Source organism: Oxobacter pfennigii (genome assembly GCF_001317355.1).
GTDB classification, from domain to species: domain Bacteria; phylum Bacillota; class Clostridia; order Clostridiales; family Oxobacteraceae; genus Oxobacter; species Oxobacter pfennigii.
This window is the reverse complement of the sequence record NZ_LKET01000029.1, coordinates 78,864-91,556: the sequence shown is the minus strand read 5'-3', so window position 1 is coordinate 91,556 and position 12,693 is coordinate 78,864. Positions and strand designations below refer to the sequence as shown.

Annotated in this window: 13 protein-coding genes and 1 pseudogene; 2 read left to right on the top strand and 12 right to left on the bottom strand. The window is 38.1% G+C overall.

What is annotated here, in order from left to right:
- Position 1: 1 nt before the first annotated feature.
- From OXPF_RS08270 to OXPF_RS08255, 4 genes and pseudogenes are all read right to left on the bottom strand, one after another.
- Complete coding sequence (locus OXPF_RS08270) at positions 2-766, bottom strand: alpha/beta fold hydrolase (RefSeq protein ID WP_054874737.1); 765 nt, start codon at positions 764-766, stop codon at positions 2-4.
- 153 nt (positions 767-919) lie between these two features.
- Positions 920-1,099 carry a small, acid-soluble spore protein, alpha/beta type gene (locus tag OXPF_RS08265; RefSeq protein ID WP_054874736.1) on the bottom strand — a complete coding sequence of 60 codons (180 nt, stop codon included), beginning with the start codon at positions 1,097-1,099 and terminating at the stop codon, positions 920-922.
- Between the two features lie 155 nt (positions 1,100-1,254).
- A complete protein-coding gene (ypeB, locus tag OXPF_RS08260) occupies positions 1,255-2,637 on the bottom strand; it encodes a germination protein YpeB (RefSeq protein ID WP_054874735.1) in 1,383 nt (460 codons plus the stop codon).
- Positions 2,638-2,649: 12 nt separating this feature from the next.
- Positions 2,650-3,000: pseudogene (locus OXPF_RS08255) on the bottom strand (cell wall hydrolase); the annotation flags it as partial.
- Positions 3,001-3,374: 374 nt separating this feature from the next.
- Between OXPF_RS08255 and OXPF_RS08250 the strand changes: the two are divergent.
- Complete coding sequence (locus OXPF_RS08250) at positions 3,375-3,944, top strand: MGDG synthase family glycosyltransferase (protein WP_054874733.1); 570 nt, start codon at positions 3,375-3,377, stop codon at positions 3,942-3,944.
- Between the two features lie 35 nt (positions 3,945-3,979).
- Here OXPF_RS08250 and spoIIR read toward each other — a convergent pair whose 3' ends face one another.
- From spoIIR to OXPF_RS08225, 6 genes are read right to left on the bottom strand one after another with little or no spacing between them, the layout of a single operon-like run.
- The gene (gene spoIIR, locus OXPF_RS08245) at positions 3,980-4,699 is read right to left on the bottom strand and encodes a stage II sporulation protein R (RefSeq protein ID WP_054874732.1); all 720 of its coding nucleotides are present in this window, start codon (positions 4,697-4,699) and stop codon (positions 3,980-3,982) included.
- The gene (locus tag OXPF_RS22425; protein WP_160317181.1) at positions 4,677-4,820 is read right to left on the bottom strand and encodes a hypothetical protein; all 144 of its coding nucleotides are present in this window, start codon (positions 4,818-4,820) and stop codon (positions 4,677-4,679) included. Before OXPF_RS22425 ends, spoIIR begins: the two co-directional genes overlap by 23 nt.
- A gap of 1 nt (position 4,821) precedes the next feature.
- Entirely contained in the window at positions 4,822-6,009 is a 1,188-nt protein-coding gene (locus tag OXPF_RS08240; protein WP_054874731.1) for a Ger(x)C family spore germination protein, read from the bottom strand.
- Positions 6,002-7,102 carry a GerAB/ArcD/ProY family transporter gene (locus tag OXPF_RS08235; RefSeq protein ID WP_054874730.1) on the bottom strand — a complete coding sequence of 367 codons (1,101 nt, stop codon included), beginning with the start codon at positions 7,100-7,102 and terminating at the stop codon, positions 6,002-6,004. Before OXPF_RS08235 ends, OXPF_RS08240 begins: the two co-directional genes overlap by 8 nt.
- Positions 7,103-7,117: 15 nt before the next feature.
- Entirely contained in the window at positions 7,118-8,722 is a 1,605-nt protein-coding gene (locus tag OXPF_RS08230) for a spore germination protein (RefSeq protein WP_054874729.1), read from the bottom strand.
- Between the two features lie 18 nt (positions 8,723-8,740).
- The gene (locus OXPF_RS08225) at positions 8,741-9,007 is read right to left on the bottom strand and encodes a CLC_0170 family protein (protein ID WP_160317180.1); all 267 of its coding nucleotides are present in this window, start codon (positions 9,005-9,007) and stop codon (positions 8,741-8,743) included.
- Between the two features lie 67 nt (positions 9,008-9,074).
- Here OXPF_RS08225 and OXPF_RS08220 point away from each other — a divergent pair, with 67 nt between their 5' ends.
- The gene (locus OXPF_RS08220) at positions 9,075-10,799 is read left to right on the top strand and encodes a flavin monoamine oxidase family protein (protein WP_054874727.1); all 1,725 of its coding nucleotides are present in this window, start codon (positions 9,075-9,077) and stop codon (positions 10,797-10,799) included.
- A gap of 244 nt (positions 10,800-11,043) precedes the next feature.
- Here the strand turns inward: OXPF_RS08220 and OXPF_RS08215 are convergent, their stop codons facing one another.
- Both OXPF_RS08215 and ispE read right to left on the bottom strand, forming a co-directional pair.
- On the bottom strand, positions 11,044-11,778 hold the full coding sequence (locus OXPF_RS08215) for a nucleotidyltransferase family protein (RefSeq protein ID WP_054874726.1): 735 nt from the start codon (positions 11,776-11,778) through the stop codon (positions 11,044-11,046).
- A gap of 6 nt (positions 11,779-11,784) precedes the next feature.
- Positions 11,785-12,636: a 4-(cytidine 5'-diphospho)-2-C-methyl-D-erythritol kinase gene (ispE, locus tag OXPF_RS08210; RefSeq protein WP_054874725.1), complete on the bottom strand. Its 852-nt coding sequence runs from the start codon at positions 12,634-12,636 to the stop codon at positions 11,785-11,787.
- Positions 12,637-12,693: the final 57 nt, after the last annotated feature.

The following is a 12,693-nucleotide window of genomic DNA, read 5'->3' as shown; positions in this document are numbered from 1 at the left end:
TTTATTTTTTCTCCTCAAAGAATTTTGAAACAATTATATTAAACTCATTTATATTATCAAGGTATGAAAAATGCCCGGCCCCTTTAAAAACTACCAATCCTGCATCCGGTATTTCCTTTTCCATAATTTTCGCACCTTCAAGGGGCGTATCCCTGTCTTCCTCACCCCAAATAAGAAGAGTGGGAGCTTTTATTTCAGGAAGGTATCCCCGCAAATCTTCATTTACTACTTTGACGAGAGTTTGCCTTAAGCTTCCCGATTCCCTGTAATCCTTTGAACCATATTTTTTATAAAAACTCTCCAATTTTTCTGATTTATCAGAGCCTGAAGCAAATAGTAAAAACATTTGCTTTAACAGCTTGAACCTATACACTTTGAAATAATATTTCCATGACCTTTTGGGTATTATACCGGCGCTGTCCACCAAAACCAATTTATCTACCAATTCGGGATATTTTGCGCCAAACATTATGGAAACCCTTCCGCCGTGAGAATGGCCTATAAGGTGTGCCTTATCTATATCTAAGGCCAAAAAAAACTTGTATAATATTAGTGTGAAATCTTCTACTCCCCAAGGCTCATCAGGCATTGTGGATTCCCCGAACCCCGGAAAATCAATTGCATATACCTGAAATTTTGAAGATAAATAATTAAAAACCGGAAGAAAACTGTCAGCTCTGCCTCCCCATCCGTGGAGGAGCACCACTTTTTTACCGGTACCTGCCGTCTTATAAAATATATCCAAATTGTCAATTTTTAAAAACATCCAACCAACCTCTCCTATATTTAGGAAGTTTATGTAATATAATACTGATTAACTAAGGTCTGTTCTATATTATATTATAAGCTATATTCAAAGTATTACAATAGATAGAAGGGGTGTGTCTTTAAAGACACACCCCAACATGCGCTTATGAGCTTATTTTTGTTGTTCATGAAGATTTTTCTCAGCATATCTTATTGCAGCTGCTACTAAATTTCCGCATTGCCTTGATGACACGCCTCCCCAACCTTCTGCTTCAACAATATCATTAACACCCAATTCCTTAGCCAGCTCGAATTTCAATTCATCGGACATAAGGCTGTGGTGTCTGCTCATAACTACACCTCCATATGGGTACTGCGCATTAAGAAAATTCTGCACCTCTCATAGATAAGGTATACAAGGTTTTGCTTGAATTCCCTATCCATAAACGGATGCAATTAAATTCTCCTTTTATAGTATGCTCAGAAATTAAGAATTCTATAAGCAATTTACATTGCCAACTGTCCCTCCGGAGTATCCAATATCTGCAGTATATTCTCCTCCTTTCCATTCTCTGCATTTATGTAAACTATAAAGGTGCTATCACCTTTCTTGCCGACAAACTCATAGCAAAAGACCTCCCTTTTTGAAAGCAAAGGAATTATTGCCAATCTGCTGTTAGTAATCTTTATTTTATTACTGGCCTTTGACCTTGCCTCATCAACATTCAACTTTGCTTCCGGAATTTTTCTCTCATTGTGAGCTACAAGATATTTTTCAGCTTCCACTCCAACTATATCCCCGTTATCCAATGCTATTTTTACTTTGATTTGGTCGGGATATACAACCACAGTGCCACCCTTGCTTTCAACGGCGTGAACGTAGTTGACCACAAGAATGCCGTCAGCTTTTTGAGAAAACGAAGGTATCATATTTTTAAAGCCTCTGTCGCTTAAAAATTGCAATCCAATATCTATTGCTTTTTTATTCTCTATTTTAGCTTCGGATATTTCCCTTGAATCAAGCATATATACCACATGCCCGCCATTTTTGCTTATATCGATATCTACGGGATTGTTTTTATCCCTGCCCTTTAAAACCACATTGAAAGGATAAGTAGGAACCCTTCCGTTGGCACTTTCACTGCCACCACTTATTTCCTGAATTTTTTCCCTGCCTAAAAATTCCTCTATTTTTTGTTTTGCCTGCTCTGCTGTTATCTCAGGCTGGTTTATAACCTTTGGCTCTATACTCAGCACATTTTCCGAATAAGGCCCGTCATAGATAAGGGTAGGATGCTGCTGCATCTGCTTATCTATATCTGTAAATTTTGAATCTATAAGGTTGGTTTGGGCCTGACCTAGTATCCTAGCCCCTTCATATCTTATGTGAGACCAGTTGGCTTTCCCTTCTTCCATATCGTCTTGCACAGTATATAGCTGCTGTCCTAAATATGCCGCATTCTTTTTCAGGGCTTCGATATTTTTCCACTCTTCATCTGTCAGTTTTTCCCCGCTGTTTTGAAGCTTTAACAGTGAAAAGGAGAAATCAGAAACCTGCGTTAGGAACTTACTGGTTTCAGAAATAGCCACATGGGTTATGGGAAGCGCATTGATCCTGTCACTTGCACCGCCTGCCTGCCTCCATATCTCTCCGAATAAAAGAGCTGCCTGCTCAGGCGATGCAGTTACCGTAACCTTTGACAATGCAGTCTCTAAATTCTGTACATTTCCAATCAGGTCAAATAATTGCTTCTGATATGCCCCCTGCAGCCTGTTGCCAAACTGCATCCTATCCACATATAAAAGGCAGGCAAGGGTGGTCACTCCCACAACCAGCACTGCAACAATTACCCCGTAGACGCCCCGTTTTCTCATAATAGGTTGTTCCATACTGTCACCTCTTTATTTGCAGAATTTATGTTTGCCTATAGTTTTTATAACCTGCCTTGACCATATCCATTTATTTGTGGTTTTAGCAGGATTGTAATAATAAATTGCTCCCCCCGAAGGATCCCATCCGTTTAACGCATCCCTCGCCGCCTTTTCTGCCTGAGGCTCCATCTTTGCATTTATCTGGCCGTCTGTAATTGCAGTAAATGCTCCGGGCTGGTATATCACACCCGGAACGGTATCAGGGAACCTTGGGTCTCTGGTTCTGTTCATAATTACGGCTCCTACCGCTACCGCTCCTATATAGGGTTCGCCTCGTGCTTCTCCGTTAATGGCTCTTGCCATAAGGCTTACATCCTTATTGGATGACTTCTCGTTGCTGTTATTTTTCTGTGCTGCATCCTTTGCTGCCGCCGGAAGTATCCCTGAAGTTTTTGAATTTCCCATAAAAGAAAATACTGATTTAAGTACAAATGGATTTATTATATCTGAAATAAATACAAGACATATCACCGCCATAAATAACAACAATATCTTTCTCATATATTCCCTCCTTTGCCCATCATATCTACTTTTGAAAAAACTTAAGCCTTTAATATAATGAATCCTAAAAGGATTCATTGCGACATAATGATTTTATTTTTTGCTAAATATAAGTATTTATGCAGTATTCATGTTTAATTTGCAGGCAAATGCGGTACACTTTTAATGTTCATTTTATATGGGGAGGTTTTGCTTTGAAGATTCTCATATTGACCTTATCCGCTCCATCAAACAATAAAAAGACAGATACAGCATTAAAATCCATTAATGAAAGCACTTCACGGGATTGCTCCATAGAAATGCTTGACGTGTTAAAATATATAAATTCCTTTCTTAATGGACTTATAAAAAAAGGTTATATACGTAAGCTAAGAAATATATATTTTTATTATGAAAACCTTATAAACAGTACAAAAAGTTTTGAAGATATAACGGATATGACTGAAAAACTAAATTTATTATTATGTCACAAAATCAAAAAACACATAAAAGAGATACAACCTGATGTAATCTTATGTTTTCATCACCTCCCTCTTAAAATACTGAGAACCTTAAATGACAGGGATGGAATTAATGCACTCAAAGCTTCATACATCACTAAGTTATTTACAAAAAACATAAAGGATTACGAATTTTTAGACGCCTGTTTTGCCAAGGAGGAGGATGTAATAAAGGAACTTATTGATATAGGTGTTGAAACCGAAAAGATTTTTTCTCTTGAAGAATTAAAGGCCTCTACCTTTAAAAAAATCCTTGGAAATTAATATAAGGAAAATTTAAAGAGGCAGAACATCTGCCTCTATTTAAATGCACTTTGAAATTTTTGAAATAAGGATTGGGCAAACTCCCAAGCCTTAAATTTTATTATAAATCCTTTGGATTTATTATCCTGAGTTTTTGATATTTTATTAGTTATTTTGGTCTCCTTATTATCTTCCGCTTTTTTTGAGTTATCCGGAGATGGAGCATCTTTTTTTGCTATTTCATCATATTCTTCATTCTTTAATACGGTCTTTAATTGATTTTCAGAATCATCAGAGGTTATTCCGCGGGTTATATCTATAAAACACAGCGGAGGAAACATTACGCACCACCAGTTTTTTCCCTGACCTTCTCCGATAATCACTTTTAAAGCATCGTATTCTCCTGCCGGCAGTACTATATCACTATACATTTTGGCCGGAAAGACTGATTTATCCAAGGTAACAGATACAGCATACTCCTTATGCTCATCCGCTAAAACCTCATATGCTGCCTTTTCTATCGTTTCCAGGTTTTCCTCAATTATTTTCTTTGATTGCTCCTTGCTCTGGGACTTCTCAAGCTTTGGACCTATTTCCCTTAAAACGCTGTCCCTTACCTTGAGCTTTAATTCCTGGTCTTCTTTTGAATCGCTGTTGGCGATACAATGAAATCTTATTAATTTTTCCTGTATATTTCCTGTTTTTGATTGACATCCGCAAAGCAGCAGCAGAATGCACAATACAAAAACCAGCCTAGCCAAAAATCTCCTGTTCAAAATATTTCCCCCTTAATTTCAGGACCCTTAATTTAAGTAATATAAAACAGATGATGTAATATGGGCCCCTCTTTGTACCTTTTCTTTTTAAGTATTCCCATAAATTTTCCATATTATCCACTTTATTTTACTTCTCCCGTTCTTCTGATCTTGTGATTAATAATGGGGGTTATCTTTATTTTAGGGTATACTTCCTCCCATTTGCCCTGGATCTCCTGCCATATATCCGGATGATATTTATATAGATAATCGCCTATTTTCAAGGCATCTGCCTTTAATTGCTGCTGAAGTTTTTTTATTACAAAATTGCAGCTTTCAACAGATGATTTATCATACTCCTTCTCCAATCTGTTTATAATCTCAGCATCGAATATTTCATTTTCAAAGCCCTTATCTGCAATAGACCCTTCGATTACAACATTGATACCCACCTCCAGATTGTTGATATCACTGTTTAAAAGCCTCATCTTTTTAACTGTATTATTTGTATTAAACGTGGCGGAAATATTATTAAGGTTTATATATTCTCTGCCTCCCCGGCGCTTTCCATACAAAGTATTAAAATACAAAGTATCGTATTCAGAAAGGAAGCCCTGAAGCTTGTAGTCTCTCATGACTCCCAAACCTGATATTTTTACTTCATCCTTTTTGGGAATTATTCTGGGTATGACAGTGTTGCCATCTTGGCGCATACTTGATACAAACTGGTTGAAATTTACTTCTACGAGCCTGCCGTTAGTTACTTCATTTTGAAGTATGTCTCTTATGTATCTGAACATGAGCTTTTCACCTTTAGGTATGGTTTCAGCAACTTTAGACGCTTCACCCTCTGCCACTAAAACCCTTGCTGTTCTGTTAAACCTTGGGCTTCTATTAAAGAAATCCATGACCTCTTTTAATTTATCGCTGTGTTTTAAAAATTCTTCTCCGAATATAATTACCTGTGTATGACCGTAATAAAGGCTGCGGCTTAAACGGGAGTCAACATATCCATTGGTCTTGGCTATGCTGGGGGCAATGCTTGACAAGGTGACAAACCCTTTTTCATCTCCCCCGCCGCCTCCTTCTCCTAATATTCTTGCATCGGGAAAGATATATGTAACTTTAATCATCTCCCCCTCCTGTTTTTCGATACCGGGAATCCCTTCAACATCCTCAGCCATTTCCTCCTGGTAATCTGAGGGCGCCATATCAATCATAATAACGCCAATAAAAGCTCTCTGATCTATCTCAACCTTGTCCCAGCAACCGGACAGCGTTATCGCAGAAAAGACAATTGCCAGAATTAAAGCTGTTACCCTTTTAGCCATTATTTTGCACCCCTTTTTTCCTTACATGTGACAAGACAAGCAAAATAACAGGAAATACGAAAAGAGCCGGAGTTCCCACATAAATAATAGTCATATTTAAGAATTTATATACGGCAGGTACGTTATCGGGAATCATAGCTATAATATAAACAACAGGTATAAAAAAAGAGGCAAAATGCTTAAATTCCTTGTTTTTAAAAATCTTTGAAGTTAATATGGAAAGAGCATATATGTATGCGATAATACTGGTAAAAGCAAAAAGTATCCACTGAGTCATTACTATGCCCTCCAGTCTTTCAACAAAGGAGCCCTGCACTTCTATGGACCTTATCAGAGATAATGTTGGCCATATGAGCTGCGTTACCTCCGCCCTGCCGAAATATCCGAAGGAAAGTACCACAGCTGATAAATAAGTCAATATTACAACAGCAAAAGCTGCAATCCCTGAGCGGAACGCCTTTTGAGGCTTATTGATAAAGGGCCCCAAAAAAAGTACAAGTTCAAACCCAGAATAACTGTACACCGTTCCATAGGTGCCTAATGCAAAATTTTTAATATCTGTTCTAAAAAAAGGCCTTAGATTACTGAAGTCTGCCTGAGGAATTGCAATCAATACTCCTAAAAATATCATGCTGAAAAGTATTAAAAAAACTACCTCATCAAACCTTACAATTGCTTCAATTCCACATCGGGCCAGCATCAACGCCAGCAGTATCATTGATATCAGTATTACCTCAATTGGTGTTCGAATGAGCAGAGTCATTTTTACCACTTCACCGAATATCCGCAGCATTCCGGCAATACTATCTATGAAATACACCGCAAATATTAGCAAAACAGGAATGCCAAAAAACTTCCCCATGAGTTTAAATATAATTTCGACCAATGTATCTTGAGGATATTTTTTTATAAGGCGGCATATTATATAAAAATCAATAAGCCCCAACAATCCTCCGAGTATTGTGGTTACCCATCCGTCGTTTTGGGTGGTATCGGCAACAAGTCTGGGCAGTGAGAATATACCTATGCCTATCATAGTCAATATAAGAAACATGGAGAGCTGCGTGTTGGATATTTTATCGTTATCAATCATTTTTCCACATCCTCTCTACTCCTCATTTCTTCCCGAAGAATAATCATATTTGTTTCTAAGACTCATTTTTTTCATCCTCTTTTTATTGTTAACATGCAAATATTCCGGCCTGTAAATAAAAGTGCTTATGGGAAATCTGACGACAGAATCCTTGAAATCCCTGGCTTTTGAAGATACGAAAGGTGCCAGGTAAGGCACCCCGAAGCTTTTTAAATTCACAAGATGAATAAGCAAAAGAATGATTCCCAGCATTATCCCATATAGCCCAAGTACCGATGCAAATATCATGAGTCCGAATTTCAATATCCTGAAACCTGTGGTTACGCCATAATTTGGTATTATAAAGGAGGAAATTGTTGTTAAGGAAACTATAATGACCATGATAGGACTTACGATTTTAGCAGTTACTGCCGCCTGGCCTATTACAATACCGCCTACTATACCTATGGTGGCGCCTAAAGGATCAGGAAGCCTCACTCCTGCCTCTCTTAAAAGTTCCAGTGTAATCTCCATCAAAAAAGCTTCAATAAATGCCGGAAAAGGCACCCCCTCCCTGGAGCCTGCAATTGCCAGGGCAAACCTAGTGGGTATTATATCCGGCTGATAAGAAGTTATGGCAATATACAATGAAGGTAATGTAAAAGACATTATTCCCGCCGCCAGTCTTATCCCTCTTACAAGGGAAGAAACCAGCCATCTTTGATAATAATCCTCAATAGATATAAAAAGGTTGGATAATGTGGCCGGTACAATCAAAACAAAGGGGGAATTATCCACAATTATGCCTATTCTCCCTTCAAGTATGGCTGCTGCCACGGTATCCGGGCGCTCTGTGGCCTGAACCTGAGGGAAAGGAGAAAAAACATTGTCTTCTATCAGCTGCTCTATGTAACCGCTCTCTAATATACCATCGATATCTATATCGTTTAATCTGTCAAACACCCTTTTTAAAACATCCTTATTGACTATGTCATCTATATAAAGCACTGCAATATCTGTTTTAGACCGTACTCCCACCCTTTTTTGCTTTATTTTAAACCTGGGATCCCTTATGCGCCTTCTCACCAGTGCAGTATTAAATCTCATGGTCTCCACAAAACCGTCGGAAGGGCCTCTCACTACGCCTTCTGCCTTAGGTTCGGAGGTATTTCTTGCCGGCCACATCTTAGTCCCGATTATTATAGCCTTATCGTAGCCGTCAACAAAAAGAACAGTGTCTGCTGATAGTATTGAAGTTATCGCTTCATTTAAATCATCGGTTTCCTTAAGCTCGGTAACGGCTAAAGTACCCCTTTTAGTCAATTCAAAGAGACGGGATTTAACGCTTTCTCCATTTGGCTTGGTATCCCGGGCGGCATGCATGAGCTCTTCCAATATAAAATCATTGATAAGCATTTTATCCGAAAGACCGTCAATGCATATAAGAGCCATTTTAAATTCCTGCTCTTCTCCCACACTGAATTCCCTGTACACTATATCATCGCAGTCCATGAATATTTCTTTTAAAGCTTTCACTGACTTTTCAACATCTTTGGGAATGGCTGCCTTTTCATCCCTTTCCTTGCTTTTTTTAGTATCCTCTCCATTAAATTTTTTCATTATATTATCAAAGATACCCATAAAGTAACCTCCTTTGTCTTATCTTATAGGGGCAAAGCGGGAAGCAAGAAATAAAATGATACCTATAATTATGTTAAAAGTACCCATAAAAAGTGAAAATCGGGCTTCTCTAAAAAGGCCGCTCATAATTAGCTGCCTTCTGTCCATAAATATCAAAACAAAAGAGGAAACAGCAATCAAAATAAACACATAGCCGCTGTATGTCTCCCCGATAAATTTCCATACGCTATACATAAATTCACCTGCCCATTCTTTATATTTATACCGGTTATAGTTATTATTCATAATTGGAGGAAATATATACTGTCAATCCCGCATATGTATTATTGATATCTTTTCCGGAGAAATAGTCATGCCTAAATATGATCCCTTGATGCCTTACCAGGCCGATGATCCTACCGATGAACAGAGATATGCAATGTTAAGATATGCCCTTTTATTGAATGACAGAAGAGAAGACTTTGATTATATACTGGATATTTTGAGACCGCCGCCTGACATAACTTCAATAGCTCCTAAAAAATCCGGTAAAAATATAAAAATTGCTGTTATGGGCGCCGGCGAGGCAGGCTTAAGCGCTGCATATGAACTTAAGAAAATTGGCTGTGATATTACTATATTTGAAGCCAGCAACAGAATAGGCGGAAGAATATACACCAATTATTTTGACAATGAAAGAAAATATTTTGGTGAATTAGGGGCTATGCGCATCCCTGTATCCCATGAAACCACATGGCATTATATCAATAAATTCAACCTTAAAACCCGGCCCTTTGTAAATAAAAATATTAACGGACTTTTCTATTTAAGGGATTCTTATGCCATAAACGACCCCGGAGGAATAAGCGTACAGCAAAACATTTATCCTAAATATAATCTCTCACGTGATGAGAGAAACACACCCTGGCAGGATTTATCAGGCAGAATGTTTAACAAATATTTTTACTCTCTGCCCCCTCAGATAAGAAAAGAGCTCATTGAAATAAAGCCGGTATACTCACAGGCCATTCAAAATATCGATAAGCTGGATTTAAGGTCGGCTTATGAAAATGCGGGCTTAAGTCAGGATGCCATTTCCATGATAGGTTTTTTATCGGCTTTTGAAAATGCCTTTTTAAAGATAAGCCTGACAGAAATATTCCAGGAAGCCTACACTGAGGATCTGGCATTTACCTATTATATAAACGGAGGAATGATTAATCTTCCACTTGCTTTTTATAATTCTTTAAGCAGCAAAAACGGGTATGGATATGCTCATATTGACTCCCATGATTTAGGACAGGTAATTTTCAGAATGGAATGGTCTGTAGACGGTATTTATCTATCACCGGATAATAAGGGTATTATATTGGAATGCAGGGATACCAACACCTTCGAAATAACTTTTGAAAGGTTTGATTACATCGTGTGCGCCATACCCTTTTCTAGCCTAAGAAGGGTGATGGCGAAGCCTTTATTCAGTGTTCCTAAACAGCAGGCTATATCAGAGCTTAACTATGAAGATTCTCAAAAAACGCTGCTGTTTTTAAAGGACAGGTTCTGGGAAGCAGGGGACCCATATACCAGGATAGTGGGAGGCAGAAGTTTAACTGATCTTCCAAACATAACGGTATATTATCCTTCTGATCATGCAATGCCTATCCCCGGAATAGTGAATGGATGGACCATGCGTCCTAATTCCTCGCCTCAGGATCCAGGAGTTCTTTATGCAAGCTATAATTGGGGGCAGGACTCGGTGCGCTTGGGAAATGAGCATATTGATTTAAGGGTATATGATGTTAAAAAATATATAGAGAAAATACACGGACTCCCCTTTGGATATATTGACAAGAAGATGATAGCTTCCAGCTCTATTCTTTGGTCCAAAGTCCAATATATATGGGGCGGCGCCTGCACGACCAAGCCTCAGGATAAATTGCTTTTCTCCTATGTCGTAACCCTGCCTGAGATAAATGACAGAGTCTTTTTCGCCGGAGAGCATATTTCACAAAAACATGCCTGGCAGCAGGGCTCTCTTAAGACAGGCATGCTGGCCGCCAATGAAATTGCAAAACGCATTAACCAGCGAAATCCATAGGCATAAACAATGGTCAGTCATTTGGACTATACTTCGCTAACTGCTTACAAGAATAAGAACTTCATCGATTCATTTCGGGCCGCATCAAAACTCGCTATCGCTCAAACATTGATGCGGCTCTTCCTCAATTTCACCGTGAAGTTCTAATTCTTTTCATAAATGTTAGCTTCGTAATAGTCCAAATGGCTAGACATATTAGTCTATTTGCTTACGGCCTATGGATTTCTTAAATAATCCACCTAACTTACATATACTTATTAACAAAATCCACATCTTCTGTCTTATCCACATCATTTCCTATCTCAGGATATGGACTTATTATGGCTTTTGCATTTATCCCGCAAATTTTCTGAGCTCTTTTTTCAACAGTTTCTATTTTTAGATTTCCCAATATGAGCCTTGCCAAAATGCCAAATCCAAGATACTTACCCATTTTCATTGGGTTTTTCCTGCTGTCAAAGAGCTTCTGTGCTATGGGATAGCACTTTTTTAAAGCTTCAGGATTTGCGTATATTATATTGCCTCCTGTATAGGTGCCATCCTTCAATTTTACATAGGTTCTGTAAGCATCGGGATACTTTTTTTCATTTAAAGATTTTTCAATGATAGGATAGCCTATATCGGCCTTTGTCTTCACGCAGCGGTTTATAAAATCCTCAATTGACTCTTTAGTAACCATGGGTATGTCACAGGTGCATAATAAAAGATGCTTATCGGAACTTAAATATTCCTGTCCTTTTTTTACATTATCTATAATATTGCCTTCACTATTGAGAATTTCATGAACCCGGCCCTTAAAAATCTCCCTCATTTCAGGCATACCTACAATGACTACTTTATCCACATAAGGGGAGGATTTTAAAGAGTCAATTACATAATCAATCATGTATCTTTCCTTGATTTTAATCAAGGCCTTGTTTTTATTATCTCCTGCTCCAAGCCCTTTATGGCCTCCGGCAAGGATTATTGCATTAATCATTTTTCTTCACAGCTCTCCTACGGATTCAACTATGTATACATCCTTTATATAATCCCTTAATCTGTTATAACATTTTTCTGCATCATCATGGGTGTCAAAAATACCAAAAACTGTCGGCCCGCTTCCACTCATCAAGCTTCCTAAGGCATTGAATTCTACCATTATCCTTTTAATCTCTTCAATAACAGGATGCTTTTTAATGGTTACTGTTTCAAGAACATTAACCATATTGTCAGCGATATACCTTATGTTTTTTTCCTGTACAGCCTTTAAAAGCCTGTCTATATCAGGCCTTATAACTATTTCATCAATCTTTAATGACTGGTATACCTCTTTTGTTGATACTCCAATTAAAGGCTTGGCAAGTACGATATGAATCCCTTCCAAGGACGGCAGCTGGGTCAGTTTATCCCCGATGCCTTCTGCCAGAGCAGTCCCCCCTTTAATGCAAAAAGGTACATCTGCTCCCACCTTGCTTCCTATGTCAACCATATCCTCATAAGTCATTTTTAAGTCCCACAGGGAACTTGCTGCAATTATGGCACAGGCGGCATCACAGCTCCCGCCGGCCAAGCCCGCCGCAACGGGTATTCTTTTATGTATGTCTATCTCCATTCCCTTTTCAATTTTATAATTTTCCTTCAGTAATTGAAGAACCTTGTATACTATATTTCTTTCGTCACAGGGCACATTAGGGTCTGTACAATAAATTTTTATACCCTTTTCCCTTAAGTCGAAATTGATAGTATCATAAAGTCCTATAGACTGCATAATCATCCTGACTTCATGATAGTTATCCTCTCTCCTCTTCAGCACATCAATTGAAAGATTTATTTTAGCAAAAGCTTTTAATTCCATAAACCCACACCCATATCATTAAATTTGGTAATATATAGTATAACATAAAAATTTAAA

Bases quoted from the DNA above. Each gene is read 5' to 3' on its own strand.
- OXPF_RS08265 (WP_054874736.1), bottom strand. From the start codon at position 1,099: ATGAGCAGACACCACAGCCTTATGTCCGATGAATTGAAATTCGAGCTG.
- OXPF_RS08225 (WP_160317180.1), bottom strand. From the start codon at position 9,007: ATGAATAATAACTATAACCGGTATAAATATAAAGAATGGGCAGGTGAA.
- OXPF_RS08230 (WP_054874729.1), bottom strand. From the start codon at position 8,722: ATGGGTATCTTTGATAATATAATGAAAAAATTTAATGGAGAGGATACT.
- OXPF_RS08240 (WP_054874731.1), bottom strand. From the start codon at position 6,009: ATGGCTAAAAGGGTAACAGCTTTAATTCTGGCAATTGTCTTTTCTGCG.
- OXPF_RS08220 (WP_054874727.1), top strand. From the start codon at position 9,075: ATGCCTAAATATGATCCCTTGATGCCTTACCAGGCCGATGATCCTACC.
- OXPF_RS08270 (WP_054874737.1), bottom strand. From the start codon at position 766: ATGTTTTTAAAAATTGACAATTTGGATATATTTTATAAGACGGCAGGT.
- ispE (WP_054874725.1), bottom strand. From the start codon at position 12,636: ATGGAATTAAAAGCTTTTGCTAAAATAAATCTTTCAATTGATGTGCTG.
- OXPF_RS08215 (WP_054874726.1), bottom strand. From the start codon at position 11,778: ATGATTAATGCAATAATCCTTGCCGGAGGCCATAAAGGGCTTGGAGCA.
- ypeB (WP_054874735.1), bottom strand. From the start codon at position 2,637: ATGGAACAACCTATTATGAGAAAACGGGGCGTCTACGGGGTAATTGTT.
- OXPF_RS08235 (WP_054874730.1), bottom strand. From the start codon at position 7,102: ATGATTGATAACGATAAAATATCCAACACGCAGCTCTCCATGTTTCTT.